Origin of the sequence: Pseudomonas sp. RIT409, assembly GCF_003052515.2 — a bacterium.
GTDB lineage: Bacteria > Pseudomonadota > Gammaproteobacteria > Pseudomonadales > Pseudomonadaceae > Aquipseudomonas.
Window position 1 is genome coordinate 180,297 of record NZ_QARE02000008.1, and the last position, 22,411, is coordinate 202,707.

A 22,411-nucleotide genomic window follows, 5' to 3' on the forward strand; every position below is an offset into this window, starting at 1 on the left:
GAGGGAACCCGGCGTAGCCGGGCCAAACCAGGAGCAAATGGCTGGACTGACCCCGAAAGGAAAGTGACCCGCTGTAAAAGCGGAACGGTGAATCAGCGTCAACATCGCCAATGGATCAGCTCGCCGCAACCGGACCAATGGCTTCATCGCTGTAGCCCGCCTACCACCGTCACGCCAATGCTATGATGCGCCGCATTCATCGCTCAGGATTGCCTCGCGCCCCATGGATTACCGTAAGCCCTCCGACCGTAAAAGCATGCACTCGCGTATCGTTCAGGACATCGGCATGCAGATCGTCTCAGGCCGCTTCAAACCAGACGACAAACTCCCCGCCGAAGCCTTGCTCTGCGAAGAATATGCGGTCAGCCGTCCGGTCTTGCGCGAAGCAACGCGCGTGTTGGTGGCCAAAGGGCTGGTGTACTCGCGCCCGCGCGTCGGCACGGTGGTCAAGCCCCGACGTGAATGGCACATTCTGGATCCTGACGTTCTGCACTGGCTGATGCAATGTTCCCCTCAGAACGAATTCTTTGCACTGCTGACCAGCGTGCGCAGCATCATCGAACCGGCTGCCGCCGCCCTCGCCGCCCAGCACGCTACGCCTGAGGAAGTCGCCGCCATCGGCGAAGCCTACGAGCGCATGGCCCTCGCCCCGACCGTCGAAGACGTGCTGCAACCGGACTTGGATTTCCACAGCCGCATCGCCGACGCCACCCACAACGACCTGCTGGCGCACCTGTGCAACATGCTGTCGCTCGCGCTACGCGAAGCCTTGAAGCACTCCAATCAGCGGCCAAATCTGCACGAATTGGCGCTGCCGCGTCACAAGGCCATCCTCACCGCCATCGAAAACCGCGATGCGTTGGGTGCGCATCACGCCACGCTGGTGCAACTGGACGATGCGCGCAATGCGCTCAACGTCGTGCTGGGTAAAGGGTTGTAAACCTTGGACGCTCTGAGCGTAGCGCTGACTGCCCGGCGGTCATCGCGCGTCACTGCGGCTTATATTTTCTGCTAAAAGATCGCGCGATGGCGACTAAGACGCTTGAAACAGGGATCCATTCAAGACGGGACGTCGCCCAGTTTCCTCAGTCCTGCGCCGCGCCCACAACAACAACGTCAATTGTCGCCCCTTGCCGGGCGCAGCTTTCGTATGCCCTGTTCAGCTGTCATCCTACTGACGCATTCACCGCGCCTGCGCGATCTGCTGGCTGGACACCACCGAAGATGAATGTGGCGAATGCGCAGTGAGCGCTCGGTCCGATATACCGCTCACTCCGAAAGCCCGTGAGCGCAGCTTTGAGCTTGGCAGGCACGCCTAAGCTAAGACGGGGTATCAGGTCGTTCGGTCAGGGCAGGTAAATCCTGAACACTCCGCCACCCAACTCGCCGCCGTTGGCGATTTCGATGCGTCCGCGCACACCCTGCCGCTGATGCTGGCGAGCGATATTGGCAGCGAAGTACAGACCCAACCCGGTGCTGCCGCTGCGTTGGTTGATGCCCAGCACATAATCGGCCTGATGCGCGATCATCGGTTCAGGAAAGCCAGGCCCGTCATCGTTGACGCTGATGACCAGTTGTTGGTCTACCTGCCTGGCCGAAATCAACACCTCCTTGCGCGCAAAGCGAATGGCATTGATCACCACGTTCGAGACCACCGAGCCGATCAGCTCGCGGTCGAAGAAACCCGGCAGACCGAAGTCTTCAACCTCATACCGGGCCGCGATGCCGCGGCTGGCGAGAACTTCCTGGTGAAAGGCCAACTGGGCTTCGATGAAGTCATCCAGCTCGTGATAATCCGGGCGCAACGGCAGTTGGTTCACGCCCAGTTTGTATAAGCCCAATAACTGCACCAGCATGCCGTTGAGGTGTGCGAATTCGTAATCGATCACCCCCTGTTCCGCGGTGCCGCGCTGCGCCTCGGGCAATTGCCGGACCCACTGGCCATGGGCTTGGATCAGCGACGCCAGCGAGTTTTTCATGTCATGGACGGTGGAGGCGATCACCATCGAAAAATCCAGCCCCAGTTCCTGATCCGTCATTCGCCGAATGCCTTGAGCCGCAGTTTCTGGTAGCGCTCGTAGCGGGGGTCCGTCTCGGGCATCATGCCCACCATTTTCAGGCTGTTGCGACACTCCTGCAGGCTGGCCGCGTCAAGGTTCTGCACCCCCATGTGCAGTAGCGACTGGGCCATATTCAACGCGATACTGATGTTCTTTGGTTGCAGTGCCAGGCCTTTACGGAACAGGTCCTGTGCTTCACCCAGCTTGCCGGCGCGGTAACTGCGGATGCCTTGCAGGTTGAAATCGATCGCCGCCTTACCGGCGCTGAGGATGTCCGGATCGTCGGTCTGTTTGGCGATGTTCTGCATGACCTGCGGATCGTCGCCGTAGATTTCCGCACAGCTTTTGAGAATGCCCGCGCCGGCCGATTCCTGGCCCAACTGCTTGAGCTGCGCGGCCACGGCGAGCGCAGCGTCGGCGCTGAGAAATTGCTCCATGCCTTCCAGACGGGTCATGGCCTGCTCAGTCAGTTTTGCCGCCATTTCCGGGTCGGAGGTCGCGACACTGGTCGCCTTCATCAAACGGGCGCGCACCTGCAGACCGGCATCGTGGGTGTGCTCCTTGGCCACTTCACCGAGGGTCTGGTTGATTTCGACCCGGGTACGGGCGTCGAGCCCCCGTTCGCCACCTTTGCTGATCAGCGCCTGCGCCAGCCCCAGATTGGTTTCGGGGTCTTTGAAGCGTGAAAACTGCCCTTGGGAAACAGCTTGGCGATAGGCCTTGGAGGCGCTGTCGAAGTCCTGATTTTCCAACGCCAGCTTACCCAACAGCCGTTGGCGTCGGACCGCATACGGCGACAGGCGCACGGCTTCTTCCAGCATTTTCTGCGCTCGGCGCCCGTCGCCGCTGGTGATCAGCACGTCGGCCAAACCGTCGAACAGCACCGGCATGCTGTTGAAGGCGCGAATGGCTTCCTCATAAACGCCTTGTGCTTCGGCGTTGCGGCCTCGTTTATGAAGCAGCTTGCCCAGTGCCGAATAGGCCCATGGCTGGGGACGGTCGGCGAGTATCGACTTGAGGAAGGCTTCCAGCGGTTCGAACTGATTCAGATCACGCAAGGCGTCGGCCTTGTAACGCATGCACAACGGCGCAAAGCGCGGATCCTGTTTGGTCAGGTTGACGCAAGCGGCCAGCACTTCGGCCGGCTTGCCACGGTCCAGGGCCTGGAGAATCGGTTTGAGCACGGTCTTGCGCTGGACGATTTTTTCCAGTCGCTGGGCAAGGCTGGCGCGGTTGAACGGCTTGGTCAGGTAAGCGTCAGGCTCCCATTCCAGCGCACTCATCACCATTGCCTGGCTGTTTTCGGCCGTGACCATCACAAACACGCTTTCATGGCTGATCAGGCGATCAGTCATCAGGTCTTCGAGCACCTGCTGGCCATTTTTCTTGCCATCGCCCAGGTTGAAATCGTGAAGGATGAAGTCATAGCGCTTTTGCGAACAGGCTTTGATGGCCTGTTCACCGTTGTCTGCAGTGTCCACTTCCTTGACGCCCAATTCGCGCAGCATCGACCTGACCGAACTGCGGAAATCGGAGAAATCATCGACGATCAGAAAGGTTTTTTGGTTCCACGCCAGCATCGAGATTCCTGTCACGGGAGAAAAAATCGGCCCAAGGGCAATTACACAATACGTCGACGGCATCGCCCCCGTGCTGCGGGTAACGATGATAGCCAACATCAATTTGCCATCAAGCTAATTCATACCAGCTCGGGCGACTTGCGGTGCGGTGAATTGCCGCTTGTCCGGGTTATCGGCGGCGCAGGGGTAAAGCTTAGATGATGGGCGCGGGAAAAAGCGACCGTGATCGCAGATTGCACGTTTTGAACCGTCCGCACGGCGCCCCTCCATTGTCAGACCAACACCTCTCATTGCGCTGGAATGTCCACTCGCTAATGGGTCCAGGATCGTCGAGATAAGGGCGTTCATCTGCTTGTTTCGAAACCGGTAAAGTCCGGGATTTCTCCGCCGATACGCAGGGAAAGCGCCTGTGTGCCGCCCCCTCCTCCCTGCCCGAGTACTCTCCATGTCCTGGCTCTCGAATCTGAAACTCAAGACCAAATTGCTGTCTGCGTTTTGCCTGTGCGCACTCATCACGGTTGTGATCGGTGTGCTGGGACAGACCGGTATTTCCCGCCTGTACGATCTGTTTCAGAACACTGTCGAGGACAACCTGGTCTCGATCGCCAAAGTGGACTCGGTCAAGGCCAACGTCATCGCCACCAACCGCGACTTCTACAAGGCACTTGCCCTGAGCGCCACCAAAGCGAGCCCGGACGAAATCAACGCCGCGATTCAATCGCTGAAAGAAAACCAGGCCCAGGCGGAAAGCGAGTTCAAGGTTTATCGCGGGACACCGCTCGAGGCAGATGAGAAAGCCGCTGGCGATGACTTCGAACGGGATTGGGCCGCTTACCTGTCCGCCGTGCAAAGCACCCTCGCGATGCTGCAAAGTGGCGACATTGAACAGGCCAGCAAGCAGGCGGCGAGCAGCGTCACACCCAGCTACCGCAAGACCATGGCCGAGCTGAAGATCATCATTGAATCCAATGCGCGTCAGGCTCGCGAATCGGCACAGGCCGGTGTCGAGACCGACCGTCAAGTCAGTTGGATGCTGGGCATCGGTGCGCTGCTCGCGGTGCTATGCGCCATTGCCTTGGGGTTGATCGTCACCCGCATGATTACTCGTCCGATTTTTCTCTCGGTCGACAGCGCCGCGCGCGTCGCCAGTGGCGACCTGACCCAAACCATCGCCAGTGGTGGCGAAGACGAAACCGGCCAGTTGCTCAAGGCCTTGTCGAATATGCAGGGCAACCTGAAGAACACCGTGCAGCAGATCGCCAACGCCTCGGACCAATTGGCCTCGGCTGCCGAGGAACTGACCGCTGTAACCGACGACAGCAGCCGTGGGCTGCAGCGCCAGAACGACGAAATCCAGCAGGCCGCAACAGCAGTCAACGAAATGACAGCGGCGGTCGAGGAAGTCGCCCGCAACGCCGCCAGCGCATCGCAAGTCTCGACCCGCACCGCTGAGGAGGCGGCCAAAGGGCAACATCAGGTGCAACAAGCCGTCGCGGCGATGAACACCATGACCGTCGAAATCAATGATTCGACCCAGCGCGTCGAGGCGCTGGCCGGCCAGATTCGCGACATCACCAAGGTGCTGGACGTGATCCGCGGCATTGCCGAACAGACCAACCTGCTGGCACTCAACGCTGCGATCGAAGCCGCACGCGCCGGTGAGCAGGGCCGCGGATTTGCCGTGGTGGCCGACGAGGTCCGCGCACTCGCTGCCCGGACTCAAGCCTCCACTGGCGAAATCGAATCGATGATTTCTCAGGTTCGCAACGGCGCTGACGAGGCGGTGCATGCCATGGGCAAGAGTCAGGCGCTGGCGGTCAACACGCAAGGCCTGGCGACCGAGGCAGGACAGGCACTGGAGCGCATCAGTGAAGGCGTCAGTCAAATCAACGAGCGCAACCTGGTCATCGCCAGCGCCGCAGAAGAACAGGCGCAAGTGGCTCGTGAGGTCGATCGCAATCTGGTGAACATCCAGGACCTTTCGGCACAGACGGCTGCGGGCGCCAACCAGACCAACGCATCGAGCCAAGAACTCTCGCGGCTGGCCATCTCCTTCAACAGCATGGTGGGCAAATTCACGCTTTAACCCTTGCCGCCAGTGTCGTAGCGCGCCCTGTCGGCGGAAGATCGGCCTTTTGCCGCCGTCGACAAAACGCGCCGTCGCAGGCCATGGAGCTGTCTTTCGGCCACCTGTGACACATTGGCGTATTGACTAAATAGTCATCTGTTTTGTCGCAAATCACATTTCGGGTACAATCGCCGCCTTTCGCGGACCTGGACCTGATGAGCGGGTTTGCGAACTGTTTGTTGTTTACTCAAGCTGCTGAATCCAACGATTTAACAAAAAGCCAGCGCGGAGGGACACACAACTCGAGGTCTGCATCATCGGCCTTGACCCCACCCTCGCCCGCCGGGCGCGAAACCGAAACCGTCACGTCGGACCTGACGCGGCCATTTGGTTTCGCCTCGACCAAGCGGCAGGCGGATAACGTTAAATCAAGTGGAAGGCACCATGATCAAAACGACGAGCAAGGCGCTGCTGGGCCTGGCGATTTCTTTGGGGATGCTTCAAGCCCATGCGGCCGAAAGCAAAAAAGTGGACGTGCTGCTGATCGGCGGCGGCATCATGAGCTCGACGCTGGGTGTCTGGCTCAATGAGCTGGAACCGGGCTGGTCGATGGAAATGATCGAGCGCCTTGATGGCGTAGCCGAAGAAAGCTCCAACGGCTGGAACAACGCCGGCACTGGCCACTCTGGCCTGGCGGAGTTGAACTACACGCCTGAAGACAAAGACGGCAAGGTCAACATCTCCAAGGCCATCGAGATCAACGAAGCCTTCCAGGTGACCCGTCAGTTCCTGGCCTGGCAAGTGCGCAGCGACGTGCTGAAAAACCCGCACTCGTTCATCAACTCCACACCGCACATGAGTTTCGTGTGGGGCGATGACAACATCAAATTCCTCAAAAAACGTTACGAGGCCCTGCAAGCCAGCCCGCTGTTCCGCCCAATGCAGTTCTCCGAGGACCACGCGCAGATCGCCAAGTGGGTGCCTCTGATGATGGAAGGCCGCGACCCGAACCAGAAGCTGGCCACGACCTGGACGCCGATCGGCACCGACGTCAACTGGGGTGAAGTCACCCGCCAATACGTGAGCTCTCTGCAGACCCGCCCGAACTTCAACCTGAAGCTTTCCACCGAGGTCGAGGACATCAAGCGTAACGATGACGGCAGCTGGCACGTCTCGTACAAAAACTTGAAAGACGGCACCACCAGTGGCACCGACGCGAAATTCCTGTTCATCGGCGCAGGCGGCGGCGCGTTGAAGCTGTTGCAGAAATCCGGCATTCCTGAAGGCCGCGACTATGCAGGCTTCCCGGTCGGCGGTTCGTTCCTGGTGACCGAGAACCAGGACATTGCCATGCAGCACATGGCCAAGGCCTATGGCATCGCCTCTACCGGCGCGCCACCCATGTCGGTTCCGCACCTGGACACCCGCGTGCTGGACGGCAAGCGCGTGATCCTTTTTGGCCCGTTTGCCACCTTCTCGACCAAGTTTCTGAAGCAGGGTTCGTACCTGGACCTGTTCAGCAGCATGACCACCCACAACTTCTGGCCGATGACCAAAGTGGGCATCGAGCAGTACCCGCTGGTCGAGTACCTCGCCGGTCAGTTGATGCTGTCTGACGATGACCGCTTCAAGGCGCTGCAGGAGTATTTCCCGCATGCCAAGAAAGAAGACTGGCGTCTATGGCAAGCTGGCCAGCGTGTTCAGATCATCAAGCGTGATGCCGAAAAAGGCGGCGTGCTGAAGCTGGGTACCGAAGTCGTTTCCTCGCAGGATGGCAGCATTGCCGCACTGCTGGGCGCCTCGCCAGGTGCGTCGACCGCAGCGCCAATCATGCTGAACGTGCTGGAGAAGGTCTTCAAGGACAAAGTGGCAACGCCTGAGTGGCAAGCCAAGATCCATCAGATCATCCCAAGCTACGGCACCAAGCTGAACGACTCGCCGGCTGCAGTGCAGCAGGAATGGAACTACACCGCCGAAGTCCTGCAACTGGACAAGCCGCCGGTCATCGACCAGAGCGTCGGCACGCGCACCGAGCCGAGCAAGCCGCTTGAAAGCAAGCCTGCAAACGACATGGCGCTGTAATGCCGCTGATGCGGTAAACACGAAAGCCACGGGGCGCAAACCCCGTGGCTTTTTTTATGCGCTTCGCGCTAGACGGTGTAGGCGTAAAAACGCGTGTCCACGGCCATCAAAGGAAAACTCGCTGGAAGGTCGGTCGGCTCGATCAGCTCGAAGCCGTGCTTCTCATAGAACCGGTGCGCAGCGAGAAATTTAGCCGTCGTTCCCAGATAGATTCGCGTCACACCTCGCGCAGCCGCAGCTTCCATCAGGCACTCGAGCAGACGTTTCGCCACGCCAAACTCGCGCCCTCGCCATGCAGCCGCCACAAACATCTTGCGCAGCGCGACCTCATCGTTGCCGATGTCTTTCATGCTGATCGTGCCAATCACCCGCCCTTGCGCACGAGCCACCCAGAAATCGCCTTTGCCTGCCTGATAAAAGGAAGGAATAGCCATCAGATCGGGTTGGTCTTCGGGGGTGATATCGATACCAAATTCTTCGCGTTGGATCGGCACGATCACGTCAATGATGCCCTGCTCATCGCCAGGCACATAACGCTCGATGGTGATATCTAGAGGGGTCATCAACCTATCCTTCAGCAGGGCCAGCCGGGTTGGCCTGACGGTCGCAAGCGATCCAAAAACAGAGCCTGGACTGGGAAGCGTATTTGAAATGGTGTCCCAGGCGAGGTTCGAACTCACAACCTTCCCCTTAGGAGGGGGATGCTCTATCCAATTGAGCTACTGAGACACGGTGCCGGCGCCTGAACGGTGCCAGCGAGACGGCGTGCATGTTAACGGCAAGCCATTGTTTTGTCATGTCGTGATTGGCGTTTCGAACCATGGTCTTACGTTGATCGAACCTGTGGGAAAGGTCCGTCATGCAAAATGCAATGTCGGCAGTTGGGATCCTTGCAAACTGCAACCCACAACCATTGCAATTCAAATATAACTCATTGTTTTTTAAGGATTATTTTCTGATATCAGCTTGGCATGCACGCTGCATTCTCTCTGATCGTGCAACTCCCTTTCAGACACCTACCCACGTGAAGGTAAACGAGATGAACATGACGCTCTCCCTCCTGAATGCCGCAGCCCTTGTCGCATTGGTAGCCTTCAATTTTCAAGACAACGCCAGCCAGACCGAGAACGTCGCACAGCAAGCCCAACCGCATTATCTGGCTAAACAGCCGCCTCGCTATGCGGCAATGCAGAGCCACCGCTCCGACGCCATGCTGGCCACTGACACAGACGACGCTATTCCTGTTGACCGCACCGAACGCTGGGTGTTCTGAATTATTTGCACGGTGTCTGAACCACCCGTTTTTCCTTTTTTACGAGAACTGCCATGTCAAAAGCTGCTCTGTCCTTCCTTGTTCTGACCTTGATGGCTCTCGCCGTAGATCAATTGCTAGACGCATCGCTTGAGCCATTGGGGCTGATTGCGAAGATCAGCGCTGGCGTATTCGCCATGTTATTCCTGATGTCACTGATCGTTGGCCGTCGGATCAAGTTCGACCCGGTACTGCGCCAAGCCAAGCCGTAGGAACGGTTCCCGCGCAAGCTTGACTCGTCTCGTCAAACACATTTCGTTTATTGCCGCACCGCCCCCCCTTCCTTGATCGCGTGACCCTTCGTCTCTTTCCTGAATGTTTTCTCGAAAATATCCGCGATGGGCTCTACCCTGAAGACAGATAGCCATCACGGTGCAAGCCCGCGTAGTCTGCGGCTATCGCCGGGGGTGAAGGGTGCCTCGGAACTTTGCTAACCAGAACGCATTTCTGATAATTGGTGCTGGCTAAACGCCTTTATCTAGTTCAATATTTGTCACAGATTTGACGCCAAGGTTTCGACGATTTGCTGCATCATGTCGGACCTTTATTCTGGGCAGGTTGAACATTTCGCCGTGAAGACAGTCAGACTGTTGAATCTCGCGGCCCAATGCATGAACCGCCTCCCTTTTGAACTAAATCGGTTAAAAATATGAGCCCTATGAAACAGGCCAATTATTCCAGTCGCACAGCTGACAAGTTCGTTGTCCGTCTTCCGGAAGGCATGCGCGAGCGCATTGCCGAGGTCTCCAAGGACAACCATCGCAGCATGAATTCTGAAATCATTGCACGCCTCGAACAAAGCCTGATTCAGGAAGGCGCGTTAGGGGATGAGGCCAAGCTTCGCCTTGACAGCCCTGAGCTGTCATTGCACGAGCGCGAGTTGCTGCAACGTTTTCGCCAACTCGCCCATCGTCAGCAAAACGCGTTGGTGTCGCTCATTGCTCACGACACCAGCTTGGGCGACGAAGAATAATTCGATCGCGCAGCAAGTAGAGAAAAAGCCAGCAATTGCTGGCTTTTTTTGTGCCCGCCCACCCGCGCTATCGCGGTGACGGACATTGAACAACCGCGCTGTACGGCGGTTGCTCAGGAGAGGCGCGGCTTCATCAAAGCAGAAACAGCGTCGCCAAGCCCAGGAAAATGAAGAAGCCGCCGCTGTCCGTCATGGCAGTAATCATGACACTGGAGCCCATCGCTGGATCACGTCCGAGTCGTGCGAGCGTCATGGGAATCAACACGCCCATGAAGGCTGCCAACAACAGATTGAGCGTCATTGCGGCAGTCATCACCACACCCAATGACCAACTGTGATACAGCATGTAGGCGACCACACCAATCACTCCACCCCAGATCAGACCGTTGACCAGTGCAACGCCCAGCTCCTTGCGCATCAAACGCGAGGTATTGCCGGTGCTCACCTGGTCCAGCGCCATGGCGCGAACGATCATGGTGATGGTCTGGTTACCCGAATTACCACCAATGCCCGCCACGATCGGCATCAGCGCCGCCAGCGCCACCAGTTTTTCGATGGAACCTTCGAACAGGCCAATCACCCGCGAGGCGATGAAGGCGGTAATCAGGTTCACGGCCAGCCACGACCAGCGGTTGCGCAGCGAACGCCACACTGAGGCGAAGATATCCTCTTCTTCGCGCAGACCGGCCATGTTCAAGACCTCTGTCTCGCTTTCCTCACGAATGAGGTCGACCATCTCATCAATGGTCAGCCGGCCGATGAGCTTGCCATTCTTGTCGACGACAGGTGAAGAAATCAGGTCATAGCGTTCGAAGGCCTGCGCGGCTTCGTACGCATCGCCGTCCGGATGGAAGCTGACCGGATCGTTGGCCATGACTTCGGACACCTGCTTGTCAGGGTCGTTGACCAGCAGCCGCTTGATCGGCAACACACCTTTGAGCACACCGTCGTGATCCACCACGAACAGCTTGTCGGTGTGACCAGGCAGCTCCTTGAGACGGCGCAGGTAGCGCAAGACCACTTCGAGGCTGACATCCTCGCGGATGGTGACCATCTCGAAGTCCATCAGGGCCCCGACCTGATCCTCATCATAGGAGAGCGCAGAACGCACCCGCTCACGCTGCTGGCTGTCCAGCGCTTCCATCAACTCATGAACGACATCGCGAGGCAGCTCGGGCGCAAGGTCGGCGAGCTCGTCCGCGTCCATTTCCTTGGCAGCGGCGAGCAATTCGTGATCGTCCATGTCGGCGATCAACGTTTCGCGGACAGAATCGGAAACTTCGAGAAGGATATCGCCGTCGCGCTCAGCCTTGACCAGTTGCCAGACCGTCAGTCGGTCCTCAACAGGCAGGGCTTCGAGAATATAGGCAACGTCGGCGGAGTGCAGATCATCGAGCTTGCGTTGCAGCTCGACCAAATTCTGCCGGTGAACGAGATTATCAACACGCTCCTGGTGCTGACCATCCTGGCGATGTGTCAGGTCTTCCACGACACGCTGACGCTGCAACAGGTCGATAACCTGGGCCAGACGATCCTGAAGGCTTTCCTGAGTCTTCTTTACTTCTATTTCGGTCATAGGCGAACTCCACTCCCAGCAGTGGACCCGCCGGAAGATCAATCAGTCGATTCGTGATTGGTACAGCTTGGTTCTAAATGGCTACTGGGTAAGTCCATGGAGGTATTCCACAAGCCCCGGCGGGGCTGACGGGCGCAATCATACACCGCTTGCCGGGTTTGCATGTTAAAAATTCAACGCGGAACAATCGCTTGCAACACAATGCAAAGGTTTGTTCACACTTGACCACACCCCTTGGGCCGACAGCAAAACGCAGTTGCACCAAGGGTTTTACAAGGCGGCACGGTACGACGTCACATCCCGAGAAGAAAACACGCTCGCCGCCCCTTTTTCATCTGACTAGCCTGCCTGGACATTCACCAAGGAGGAATGCGCCATGGGGTTCGACACTCGGAATATCGTTATTGCTGCGCTGCTCGGACTGCCCGTGTATGGATGGACGGCCACGGTCAATCGCTGTGAAGACGAACGCGGTCATATCACCTTCACAACCTTGAGCTGTCCGGCCGGGCAAGCATCACGCCTGCAGAAAGCGGACAGCCCGCTGCCAGGCAGCCGGCCCCCCACCATCTTGACGTCCACCAAGGCCGCCAAGCCCACCAAGCAACCTTCAGAGGACCTGGTGATCGTCGGCCAACGGGACGATGGCTGCGGAAATGTGTTGAGCGCGGAACAACGGCGCAAGGCGATCATCAATCAGCAGACACCGACAGGCATGACCAAGCGGGATGTGGAAAGCCTGCTTGGGAAGCCTGACAAAATCATCGGGCGTAACAGTGAAGTGCGCTACGTGTACGCCGAGAAAAAAGGCAGAAGCCGACAGGTCGCGTTCGACGAGCACGGATGCGTTAAAGGTGGCCGCTCTAAAAGCAGACCCTAGAAAAGCAAAAAGCCCGCATCTGAATGCGGGCTTTTCGTTTTATGGTGCACTCGACAGGATTCGAACCTGTGACCGCTCGGTTCGTAGCCGAGTACTCTATCCAGCTGAGCTACGAGTGCAGGTGGCGCTTTTTAAACCAGTTCACCTCTGGCTTTTTGCATTTTACTTCTGGAAGTGAGTGGCTCTTCCGAAGACCTGTTTAAGTCAGGCTCTTTTTTAAAGCTGCTGTAAGTATCACTACTCACAACGCTTAAATGGTGCACTCGACAGGATTCGAACCTGTGACCGCTCGGTTCGTAGCCGAGTACTCTATCCAGCTGAGCTACGAGTGCATTTGTTGCCGCGCATTATAGGCCGTCAAATCTCTTGGTCAAGCACTTTTTCTAGTAAATTCAACCACTTACCGAAGAAGCCAGATTACAACGTACTAAGCAAATAATGGCGGAGAACGGGGGATTCGAACCCCCGACACCCTTTTGAGGTGTACTCCCTTAGCAGGGGAGCGCCTTCGGCCACTCGGCCAGCTCTCCGCAACACGGGGCGTATAATAACCACCCTTTTCCCCGTTTGCAAACCAAAAATTCAAATAAAATTAATGGCTTGGTTCCTCATCCTTCTCTTTCTTGATGCGCAGGTAAATCTCTTCGCGGTGAACAGCCACTTCCTTGGGCGCGTTGACGCCAATTCGTACCTGATTACCTTTTACGCCGAGCACCGTCACGGTGATCTCACCGTCACCGATAATCAGGCTCTCTGCGCACCGACGGGTCAAAATCAGCATACCTATCTCCTCAACCTGAATTCAGGGACTGCAGACTGCACAACCGAAAGGTGTCGGCCCTGCCACAAGCGGCAACGGGCCAGCACCCTGAGTATTGACTAGCGCCGGAAAAACACACTTTTTTCGCACGCGCGTCGGACACACAAAAAGGCGCGGTATCCACCGCGCCTTTCGTCCCAGCCGTTATTCGCCCTTGCGGGGCGCGTCGAGCTCGAACGCCGTATGCAGGGCGCGCACGGCCAGCTCCAGGTATTTCTCCTCAATGACGACCGAGACTTTGATTTCGGACGTCGAGATCATCTGGATGTTGATGCTTTCCTTGGCCAGCGATTCGAACATGCGGCTGGCCACACCCGCGTGGGAGCGCATACCGACGCCGACGATAGAGACCTTGGCGATCTTGGTATCGCCGATCACCTCGCGGGCACCGATTTCCTTCGCGGTATTTTCCAGCACGCTCAGGGCTTTCTCGTACTCGTTACGATGCACCGTGAAGGTGAAATCCGTGGTGTTATCGTGCGCGACATTCTGCACGATCATGTCCACTTCGATGTTCGCGGCACTGATCGGGCCAAGGATCTTGAAGGCAACGCCTGGGGTATCCGGGACGCCACGAATGGTCAGCTTGGCCTCGTCACGGTTGAAGGCGATGCCCGAAATGATCGGCTGTTCCATGGATTCCTCTTCATCGATGGTAATGAGGGTACCCGGACCCTCCTTGAAGCTGTGCAGCACGCGCAGCGGGACGTTGTATTTGCCGGCGAACTCCACCGAGCGGATCTGTAGCACCTTGGAGCCGAGGCTGGCCATTTCCAGCATTTCTTCGAAGGTGATCTTCTCCAGGCGCTGCGCCTGCGGCACGACACGCGGATCCGTGGTGTAAACGCCATCGACGTCCGTGTAGATCTGACATTCGTCAGCCTTCAGCGCGGCGGCAAGCGCCACGCCCGTGGTGTCGGAACCGCCACGCCCCAGTGTCGTGATGTTGCCGTTTTCATCGACACCCTGGAAACCCGCCACCACCACGACACGACCGGCCTTCAGGTCGGAGCGAATCTTGTGGTCGTCGATCTGCAGAATGCGCGCTTTGTTGTGCGAGTTGTCGGTCAGGATGCGCACCTGATTACCGGTGTAGGACACCGCCGGCACACCGCGCTTGATCAGTGCCATCGCCAGCAAGGCGATGGTGACCTGCTCGCCGGTGGAAACGATCACGTCCAGTTCGCGAGGATCCGGTTGATCGTTGATCTGCTTGGCCAGGTCGATCAGGCGGTTGGTTTCGCCGCTCATGGCGGACAGCACCACCACCAGATCATCACCCGCTTCGCGGAATTTCCTGACCTTGTCGGCCACCTGCTCGATGCGCTCGATAGAGCCCACGGAGGTGCCGCCAAATTTTTGTACGATTAAAGCCATCTCAAAGCCGCCTCGGCCCGTTAGGGCGCCCGTTAAACATTCAAACCGCGTAGCGCCGCAGCCCCCTTGGCGAGGGCTGCGATGGGTCGACTTAAATTCCCTGTTCGGCGAACGGAACCGCCAGCGCGAGCGCTGCGTCCAGGCCGGCAGCATCAACGCCACCACCCTGTGCCATATCAGGACGACCACCACCTTTACCGCCCACGGCGGCGGCCGCTTGCTTCATCAAATCACCGGCTTTGAGTTGGCCAGTCAGGTCCTTGGTGACGCCTGCCACCAACACGACCTTTTCCTCATGCACACCGCCGAGCAGGATCACTGCGCGGCCGAGTTTGTTCTTCAACTGGTCGACCAGCGCCAGCAGGGCTTTGCCGTCCTGCCCGTCGACACGGGCGGCGAGAACCTTGGCACCCTTGACCTCCACCGCAGCGTTCGACAAGTCGTCGCCCGCCGCGCTGGCCGCCTTGGCCTGTAGTTGTTCCAGCTGTTTTTCCAACAGGCGATTGCGCTCCAGGACAGCTGTCAGCTTGTCCAGCAGGTTGTCGCGATTGCCTTTGATCAGGGTCGCGGCTTCCTTCAATTGTTCTTCGGCAGTGTTCAGGTACGCCAGCGCCACCGCGCCCGTCACAGCCTCGATGCGGCGTACGCCGGAAGCGACACCGCTTTCGCTGACGATCTTGAACAGCGCGATGTCGCCAGTGCGATTGGCATGGATACCGCCACACAGCTCAACGGAGAAATCTCCCCCCATGGTCAGTACGCGAACAGTGTCGCCGTACTTCTCGCCGAACAGGGCCATTGCGCCCTTCTTCTTGGCGGTGTCGATGTCGGTCTCTTCGGTTTCCACCGCGGTGTTCTTGCGGACTTCGGCGTTGACGATGTCTTCCAGCGCCTTGATCTGCTCAGGCTTGATCGCTTCGAAATGGCTGAAGTCGAAACGCAGGCGCTGGCTGTCGACCAGCGACCCTTTCTGCTGGACGTGATCGCCGAGCACCTGACGCAATGCGGCGTGCAGCAAGTGCGTGGCCGAGTGGTTCAGGGACGTCGCCTTGCGAACTTCTGCGTCGACTTCGGTCTGCAGTGCGGTGCCGACAGCCAGGCTGCCGGAAACCTGCACACCATGGTGCAGGAAGGCACCGCCGGTCTTGGTGGTGTCGCGCACGTCGAAACGCGCAGCGCCTGCCGACAGGTAACCGCTGTCGCCGATCTGACCACCCGATTCGGCATAGAAAGGCGTCTGGTCGAGCACCACGACGCCCTCCTCTCCCTCGTTCAGGTGCGGCACCGACTGGCCGTCCTTATAGATGGCCACGACTTTCGCCTCGCCGTGGGTGGCGTGGTAGCCGGTGAACTGGGTGGCGACATCCACTTTGACCAGGCTGTTGTAGTCCATGCCGAAGGCGCTGGCCGAGCGTGCGCGCTCACGCTGAGCGTCCATTTCACGCTCGAAGCCGACTTCGTCGAGGGTCAGGTTGCGCTCACGGGCGATATCGCCGGTGAGGTCCATCGGGAAACCGTAGGTGTCGTACAGTTTGAACACGACATCGCCCGGCACGACCGTGCCCTTGAGCTCGGCAAGGTCCTGTTCGAGAATCTTCAGGCCTTGCTCGAGCGTCTTGGCGAATTGTTCTTCTTCCCCTTTCAGTACGCGCTCGATGTGCGCCTGTTGGGACTTCAGCTCGGGGAACGCATCGCCCATCTCGGCCACGAGTGCGGCGACGATCTGATAGAAGAAGCTCCCTTTGGCGCCGAGTTTGTTGCCATGACGGCAGGCGCGACGAATGATCCGGCGCAGCACATAGCCACGGCCCTCGTTGGAGGGCAGCACGCCATCGGCGATCAGGAAGCCGCAAGAGCGAATGTGGTCAGCGACGACTTTCAGCGAAGGCTGGTTGTCGTTGGTGCAGCCGATGGCCTTGGCCGCCGCGCTCAACAGGCTCTGGAACAGATCGATCTCGTAGTTCGAATGCACGTGCTGCAGCACCGCGCTGATCCGCTCCAGGCCCATGCCGGTGTCCACCGATGGCGCTGGCAGTGGGTGAAGCACACCGTCGGCGGTGCGATTGAACTGCATGAAGACGTTGTTCCAGATCTCGATGTAACGGTCACCGTCCTCTTCCGGCGAGCCGGGCGGGCCGCCCCAGATGTCGGCGCCATGGTCGTAGAATATCTCGGTGCACGGGCCGCAAGGCCCGGTATCGCCCATGGTCCAGAAGTTATCGGAAGCGTAAGGCGCGCCTTTGTTGTCACCGATACGAACCATGCGCTCGGCGGGTACGCCGACTTCCTTGGTCCAGATGTCGTAGGCCTCATCGTCGGTGGCGTACACCGTGACCCATAGCTTTTCCTTGGGCAGGTTCAGCCACTTTTCGGACGTCAGGAAGGTCCAGGCGAAGGTGATGGCATCACGTTTGAAGTAATCGCCGAAGCTGAAGTTGCCCAGCATTTCGAAGAAAGTGTGGTGACGAGCGGTGTAGCCGACGTTCTCCAGGTCGTTGTGCTTGCCCCCGGCTCGCACGCACTTCTGGCTGCTGACAGCACGGGTGTAAGCCCGCTTTTCCTGGCCCAGGAAGCAATCCTTGAACTGGTTCATGCCTGCGTTGGTGAACAGCAGGGTCGGGTCATTGCCCGGAATCAAGGAGCTGGAGGCTACACGGGTGTGGCCTTGCTCTTCGAAGAAGCGAAGGAAGGCTTCACGGATTTCTGCGCTTTTCATAGGTTCTTCCACGGGAACTGCGGCCGGAGCCAGGTGCATAACGTCATTCGACGAAACGACGGCAAAGGGCCGCATTATATAGGCGTTGCTGCAACGGTACAGTCACTTTGTACGATAGAAGCTGCCAATTGGTTTATTGATCGACTATCGGCTGCCGAATTCGGCGAAGGCCGCTACCACCTGTTGGATCTGCGCCGCGTTGACGTCCAGATGCGTGACCATTCGCAGGCGCGGCGCCGCGCTCAGCACGATGCCCCGCTCGGCACAAAAGGCCCTGAGTTTTTCGGCACGTTCACCGATCTGCACGTAGACCATGTTGGTGTGGACAGGCTCGACTTCGAAGCCCAGCTCGACCAGCGACTGGCCCAGGAGCGCAGCATTGCCGTGATCCTCGGCCAGGCGAGCCACCTGATGCTCCAGCGCATACAATCCGGCCGCCGCGAGCAAGCCCGCCTGACGCATGCCGCCACCGACCATCTTGCGCAGGCGTCGTGCCTTGGCGATGAACGCGTGAGACCCACAGAGCACCGAGCCCACCGGCGCACCCAAGCCTTTGGACAGGCAGACCGACACCGAGTCGAAGTGGCGGGTGATTTCTCGGGCGTCGACCCCGAGCTTGACCGCCGCGTTGTACAGACGCGCGCCGTCCAGATGCAGACTTAGCCCTTTCTCGTGGGTCAACCGGCGGGCAGCCGCCAGGTAGTCCAGCGGCAGCACTTTGCCTTGCATGGTGTTTTCCAGTGCCAGCAAGCGGGTACGCGCAAAGTGAAAGTCATCCGCCTTGATGGCCGACAGGACCTGATCCAGGTCCAGTGAACCGTCGGGTTGATTGTCCAGCGGTTGCGGCTGGATCGACCCCAGCACCGCCGCGCCACCGCCTTCGTATTTGTAGGTGTGCGCTTGCTGGCCGACGATGTACTCATCACCGCGTTCGCAGTGCGCCATCAACCCCAGCAGGTTGCTCATGGTACCCGTGGGTACGAACAGCGCGGCGGCGAATCCAAGCCGCTCGGCCAGCCAGGACTCCAGTTTGTTGACCGTGGGATCTTCACCGTAAACGTCGTCGCCCAGCGGCGCATTCGCCATGGCTTGGCGCATGCCGGCGGTGGGTTGGGTCACTGTGTCGCTGCGCAGATCGATAACGGTCACGATGGAGCTCCCTGAAAAGATGGCCTGAACCTCTGGTGGTGAGGCCGGAGCGAACGATAATCAAGGCTGAACACAGGATTGCCAAGCCGTGCTTATAAGAAAAGGCGATGAAACCCATCGAAACGGCTACATGCATGGCAGGAGAATCTATGTTACAAACGGCACGCCGACGACAGATGCCGTCGGCGACGTTCTCAGGGCGGGGTGCGATTCCCCACCGGCGGTGATGGCGCGAAACACGTCTAGCCCGCGAGCGCTTTTGCCTGGATGTACTGGGCAAAAGGTCAGCAGATCTGGTGCGATCCCAGAGCCGACGGTCATAGTCCGGATGAAGAGAGAACGGGGTGGGTACCGCAGGATCGTCTCGTCATTGCTTCACAGGGGCATTACGCCTCTGAGCGTGGACGACCGTACCCTGGCCTCCCCTTCGATCCAACACGCCCTGTTTGTTCATTAAACAGGAGTCAGAACAGATGCAACCCACCGCAATCCACGCTCACGAGCGTGTCGCCTTCATTCAAGCCTGCTGGCACAAAGATATTGTTGATCAGGCGCGCAAAGGCTTCGTCGCCGAGATGGCCCAACATGGCTACACCGAAAGCGACATCGATTTCTTCGAAGTCGGGGGCGCTTTCGAGATCCCGCTGCATGCCAAACTGCTGGCCAAGACCGGACGCTACGGCGGCGTGGTCGCTGCCGGTCTGGTGGTCGATGGCGGGATCTATCGTCACGAATTCGTCGCCCAATCAGTGATCAGCGCCTTGATGCAGGTTCAACTGGAAACCGAAGTACCGGTGTTCTCGGTGGTCCTGACCCCTCACCACTTCCATGCCGGTGAAGAGCACCACACCTATTTCTTCAATCACTTCGTGCACAAGGGCCAGGAGGCCGCGAAAACGTGTGCCGACACGCTCACCAAGTTGCGCGCCGTGCGGCGCCTGGGCGAGCCGCAGAAAGCGGCGGGCTGATCGACATGGCGGCGCTCCCGCGAGCGCCGCTTCCCCTCTCCAGACGCAATGGGTTCAGGCCAACTGCTCGTCGGTGGTCGGTACGATCAAAATCCCTGCACGCAGCCCGTTCTTGACCTTCGGATTGGGGAAAATGATGCGCGCGCCCTCCTCCTCGACCACCCAGCGCGAATCGGCCAGGTCTTCGGCCAGCACATACCCTTTGTCCAGTTGGGTGAAATTCTCGATGTCCGCCGGCAAATGCAGCCGAAACGCATCGCTGTGCTTGATGATTTCCCGTGCCACGCTGAACAGCTTCAACCCGTCGAGCTCGCCCCCCACCAGCGGCTCCGTGCCCTGAATCAAGTGGTCGAGCATGGTCCGCAAACGCGACAGGTCGACGTGCTGGTTATGCCCGAAGGGCCGAGCCTTGCCCAATTCCAGGGTGAAGGCCTCTGCTTCCAACTTGTCATAGGTGTAGGCGCTGAACACCACGGAGGGCTTGTTCTGCAGCAAGACCGCATTCATTCCCGCTCCATGCAGCCGCACCAGCTCGCGACGTGAATGCTGGCGCCCTTCCTTCCAGGGATAGAGCGCAAACTGCTCGATCTTCGAACCTCGAATGGCCGTGTGCAGGTCGTAATGCAGCCGATACCGACCGGGCACACTGAAAAAGCTGGCTGCCAAACGCTCGAGTTCGCAGGCCCTGATCGCCTCGTTGCCACTGCTTAGCTCATGGCGCCCGTTGAACAGCCGGTTGACGTCCTGCTCCACATAACGCTCGCCACGGCGCATCGCTTCGGGATTGCCGAACAGGAACAGGATGCGGGCCCGGGGTTTGAGCTCGCTGCGGGCGATGGCATGGATCAGGTCATCGAGCAGTTCGATGGGCGCGGTTTCATTGCCATGGATGCCCGCGGACAAGAGCAGGTCCGTGCCATTGTCCCTGGCCTCGGGTGGACGAACTTCCAGTGCCCCCTCGGCCAGCCAGCGCATGCGCACGCCTTCGACAGTCAGTTGAGTCTTTTCGGCGGGCTCACGTCCCGCCAACGTCAGTTCAAGCAGTTTGCCGAGGGCGAGCATGGGAATACCTGCCAGAGATTAGTGGTTGCAGTCCGGGCCATGCACATGCCCATCGTCTTCCTCGCCCGACTCGGCCGCCTCCATTTCCAGTTGCAGGCTCACCAGGTTGGTCGCCATCGGACGCAGCAGCAGATTGGCGTACTCGGTATCCCCCTCATCGACGTCGACGCCGATGAGCAACTGGCCACGGCCGTCTTGCTGAATCCACACCTCCTTGCCTTGCCAGATCACGGCGAACCGCGTGCAGGACGTTTCCAGCTGGGTGCCGTCGGTGTCTTCAAGAAGCAAACGCAAGGCGTCGGTCATATCAACATTCTCTCTGTGAAACGCGAAGACATCGCTCGCCCGGGATGATCAGGCCATACGCGATGCCATGGATGCATCAATCGATCTGGAAAGGATAGACCGCGCCCAGCTTCAGGTGCTGTGTCAGTTCATCCAGCGCAGTACGGCATTCGATCAGCAATTGCGGGTCGGCCAGATCGTGTTCGCTGAGGCGATCACGATAGTGCCGGTCCACCCATTGGGTCAGGGTGTCGTACAGCGGCGCGGTCATGATAACGCCTGGGTTGACCGCCGCCAGTTCCGTTTCATTCAACGCCACTCGCAGGCGCAGGCACGCTGGCCCTCCGCCGTTCTGCATGCTCTGTTTCAGGTCGAAGACTTTCACCTCACGAATCGGACTTTCATCGGCAATCAGGCGTTGCAGGTAGGACCACACGCGCGCGTTGCTGCGGCACTCTTCCGGCACGATCAACACCATCGAACCGTCCGGGCGGGACAGCAGCTGGCTGTTGAACAGGTAGGACCGCACGGCATCCTCCACGCCGACCTCGATGCGCGGCACGCAGATCGCCTGGAAGCGTCCGCCGCGACGCGCCAGCTTGTCATGCAGTTCGCGCAGCACGTGGTCGGTGTTGAGGAAAGCATCCTCGTGATAGAACAGGACCTCGCCGTTGCCGACAGCAATCACGTCGTTGTGAAAAACGCCCTGATCGATCACTGCTGGGTTCTGCTGCGCGTAGACCACGCCGTCATCGTTCAGGCCGTGCAGCCGGGCGACCGCCTGCGACGCCTCGAGGGTCTGGCGTGCCGGGTACTTTTGCGGGGCAGGAAAGCGGGTGTCGAAGGCGGAGCGGCCGAACACGAAGAATTCCACCCCGGCTTCGGCGTAACTGCGGCAGAAGCGCGTATGGTTGGCAGCGCCCTCGTCACCGAACTGGGCGACGGCAGGCAACGCTGGATGGTGAGCGAAATGGGACGGATTGGCGAACATCGCCCCCAGCACGCGGCTGGTGGTCGGGTGTTCGATGCTGCGGTGGTATTTGCAATTAAGGTTGGCGGCGGTGAAGTGCACGCGGCCGTCGCCAGTGTCGGCGCTCGGGCTCACGGTCGCCGCGTTGGCAACCCACATGCTGGACGCCGAGCAACTGGCGACGAGCAGTGGCATGGACTGGCGTGCGGCACGCTCGATGACCTGCGCATCGGTGCCACTGAAACCGAGCGTGCGAAGCCCGGCCACATCCGGGCGCTCCTGCGGCGCCAGGACCCCTTGGGTGAAGCCCATGTCCATCAGCGCTTTCATCTTCGCCAAGCCTTGCAAGGCCGCCTCACGCGGGTTGGACGACTGCTGGCAATTGCTCTGGGACGCAACGTTGCCGTAGGACAACCCGCCGTAGTTATGGGTCGGCCCCACTAGACCGTCAAAGTTGACTTCGCAGGATTTCATCGGTGAGGCTCCGTGGATCTGTTTTTATAAACATCAATGTTCGTGTGCAGCGCGGTCTT

The 22,411-nt window shown here is 59.0% G+C and carries 19 protein-coding genes, 4 tRNA genes and 1 riboswitch; of the genes, 8 read left to right on the forward strand and 15 right to left on the reverse strand.

What is annotated here, in order from left to right; genetic code table 11:
* Positions 1–223: 223 nt before the first annotated feature.
* The gene (locus DBP26_RS12660; protein ID WP_108238179.1) at positions 224–940 is read left to right on the forward strand and encodes a FadR/GntR family transcriptional regulator; all 717 of its coding nucleotides are present in this window, start codon (positions 224–226) and stop codon (positions 938–940) included.
* Between the two features lie 406 nt (positions 941–1,346).
* On the opposite strand, the gene DBP26_RS12665 is transcribed toward DBP26_RS12660, so the two are convergent.
* Complete coding sequence (locus DBP26_RS12665) at positions 1,347–2,039, reverse strand: HAMP domain-containing sensor histidine kinase (protein WP_108238178.1); 693 nt, start codon at positions 2,037–2,039, stop codon at positions 1,347–1,349.
* The gene (locus DBP26_RS12670) at positions 2,036–3,640 is read right to left on the reverse strand and encodes a tetratricopeptide repeat-containing response regulator (RefSeq protein WP_108238177.1); all 1,605 of its coding nucleotides are present in this window, start codon (positions 3,638–3,640) and stop codon (positions 2,036–2,038) included. The genes DBP26_RS12665 and DBP26_RS12670 overlap by 4 nt, the downstream gene beginning before the upstream one ends.
* Before the next feature lie 445 nt (positions 3,641–4,085).
* Between DBP26_RS12670 and DBP26_RS12675 the strand changes: the two genes are divergently transcribed.
* Positions 4,086–5,726: a methyl-accepting chemotaxis protein gene (locus DBP26_RS12675; RefSeq protein ID WP_108238176.1), complete on the forward strand. Its 1,641-nt coding sequence runs from the start codon at positions 4,086–4,088 to the stop codon at positions 5,724–5,726.
* A 426-nt stretch (positions 5,727–6,152) separates the two neighbouring features.
* On the forward strand, positions 6,153–7,790 hold the full coding sequence (gene mqo, locus DBP26_RS12680; protein ID WP_108238175.1) for a malate dehydrogenase (quinone): 1,638 nt from the start codon (positions 6,153–6,155) through the stop codon (positions 7,788–7,790).
* Positions 7,791–7,858: 68 nt separating this feature from the next.
* Here the strand turns inward: mqo and DBP26_RS12685 are convergent, their stop codons facing one another.
* Positions 7,859–8,353 carry a GNAT family N-acetyltransferase gene (locus DBP26_RS12685; RefSeq protein ID WP_108238174.1) on the reverse strand — a complete coding sequence of 165 codons (495 nt, stop codon included), beginning with the start codon at positions 8,351–8,353 and terminating at the stop codon, positions 7,859–7,861.
* An 89-nt stretch (positions 8,354–8,442) separates the two neighbouring features.
* Positions 8,443–8,519 (reverse strand) — tRNA-Arg (locus tag DBP26_RS12690).
* Positions 8,520–8,649: 130 nt separating this feature from the next.
* Here DBP26_RS12690 and DBP26_RS27285 point away from each other — a divergent pair.
* From DBP26_RS27285 to DBP26_RS12705, 3 genes are all read left to right on the forward strand, one after another.
* Entirely contained in the window at positions 8,650–9,063 is a 414-nt protein-coding gene (locus tag DBP26_RS27285) for a hypothetical protein (RefSeq protein ID WP_256600479.1), read from the forward strand.
* 53 nt (positions 9,064–9,116) lie between these two features.
* On the forward strand, positions 9,117–9,314 hold the full coding sequence (locus tag DBP26_RS12700; protein ID WP_108238172.1) for a PA3371 family protein: 198 nt from the start codon (positions 9,117–9,119) through the stop codon (positions 9,312–9,314).
* Between the two features lie 437 nt (positions 9,315–9,751).
* Complete coding sequence (locus DBP26_RS12705; RefSeq protein ID WP_108238171.1) at positions 9,752–10,075, forward strand: Arc family DNA-binding protein; 324 nt, start codon at positions 9,752–9,754, stop codon at positions 10,073–10,075.
* Positions 10,076–10,208: 133 nt separating this feature from the next.
* On the opposite strand, the gene mgtE is transcribed toward DBP26_RS12705, so the two are convergent.
* Complete coding sequence (mgtE, locus tag DBP26_RS12710) at positions 10,209–11,651, reverse strand: magnesium transporter (protein ID WP_108238170.1); 1,443 nt, start codon at positions 11,649–11,651, stop codon at positions 10,209–10,211.
* 376 nt (positions 11,652–12,027) lie between these two features.
* Between mgtE and DBP26_RS12715 the strand changes: the two genes are divergently transcribed.
* Complete coding sequence (locus tag DBP26_RS12715; RefSeq protein WP_108238169.1) at positions 12,028–12,531, forward strand: cell envelope protein SmpA; 504 nt, start codon at positions 12,028–12,030, stop codon at positions 12,529–12,531.
* Positions 12,532–12,573: 42 nt separating this feature from the next.
* Here DBP26_RS12715 and DBP26_RS12720 read toward each other — a convergent pair.
* The 7 genes from DBP26_RS12720 to ltaE form a co-directional block, all read right to left on the reverse strand.
* Positions 12,574–12,650, reverse strand: a tRNA-Arg gene (locus DBP26_RS12720).
* A gap of 136 nt (positions 12,651–12,786) precedes the next feature.
* Positions 12,787–12,863 (reverse strand) — tRNA-Arg (locus DBP26_RS12725).
* A gap of 107 nt (positions 12,864–12,970) precedes the next feature.
* Positions 12,971–13,061 (reverse strand) — tRNA-Ser (locus DBP26_RS12730).
* A 62-nt stretch (positions 13,062–13,123) separates the two neighbouring features.
* Entirely contained in the window at positions 13,124–13,312 is a 189-nt protein-coding gene (gene csrA / locus DBP26_RS12735; protein ID WP_002554426.1) for a carbon storage regulator CsrA, read from the reverse strand.
* 183 nt (positions 13,313–13,495) lie between these two features.
* Entirely contained in the window at positions 13,496–14,728 is a 1,233-nt protein-coding gene (locus DBP26_RS12740) for an aspartate kinase (protein WP_108238168.1), read from the reverse strand.
* Between the two features lie 91 nt (positions 14,729–14,819).
* Positions 14,820–17,444, reverse strand: a complete 2,625-nt coding sequence (gene alaS, locus DBP26_RS12745) for an alanine--tRNA ligase (RefSeq protein ID WP_108238167.1) — start codon at positions 17,442–17,444, stop codon at positions 14,820–14,822.
* A gap of 144 nt (positions 17,445–17,588) precedes the next feature.
* Entirely contained in the window at positions 17,589–18,593 is a 1,005-nt protein-coding gene (gene ltaE / locus DBP26_RS12750; protein WP_108238166.1) for a low-specificity L-threonine aldolase, read from the reverse strand.
* A gap of 186 nt (positions 18,594–18,779) precedes the next feature.
* A riboswitch (FMN riboswitch) is annotated at positions 18,780–18,938 on the forward strand.
* Between the two features lie 128 nt (positions 18,939–19,066).
* On the opposite strand from ltaE, the gene DBP26_RS12755 reads away from it, so the two are divergent.
* Positions 19,067–19,561, forward strand: coding sequence for a 6,7-dimethyl-8-ribityllumazine synthase (locus DBP26_RS12755; RefSeq protein WP_108238165.1), 495 nt, complete (start codon positions 19,067–19,069; stop codon positions 19,559–19,561).
* A 54-nt stretch (positions 19,562–19,615) separates the two neighbouring features.
* Here the strand turns inward: DBP26_RS12755 and astE are convergent, their stop codons facing one another.
* The 3 genes from astE to astB form a co-directional block, all read right to left on the reverse strand.
* Positions 19,616–20,623, reverse strand: coding sequence for a succinylglutamate desuccinylase (gene astE / locus DBP26_RS12760; protein ID WP_108238164.1), 1,008 nt, complete (start codon positions 20,621–20,623; stop codon positions 19,616–19,618).
* A gap of 18 nt (positions 20,624–20,641) precedes the next feature.
* A complete protein-coding gene (locus tag DBP26_RS12765; RefSeq protein WP_108238163.1) occupies positions 20,642–20,929 on the reverse strand; it encodes a topoisomerase II in 288 nt (95 codons plus the stop codon).
* Between the two features lie 76 nt (positions 20,930–21,005).
* Positions 21,006–22,352: an N-succinylarginine dihydrolase gene (gene astB / locus DBP26_RS12770; protein ID WP_108238162.1), complete on the reverse strand. Its 1,347-nt coding sequence runs from the start codon at positions 22,350–22,352 to the stop codon at positions 21,006–21,008.
* Positions 22,353–22,411 lie beyond the last annotated feature (59 nt).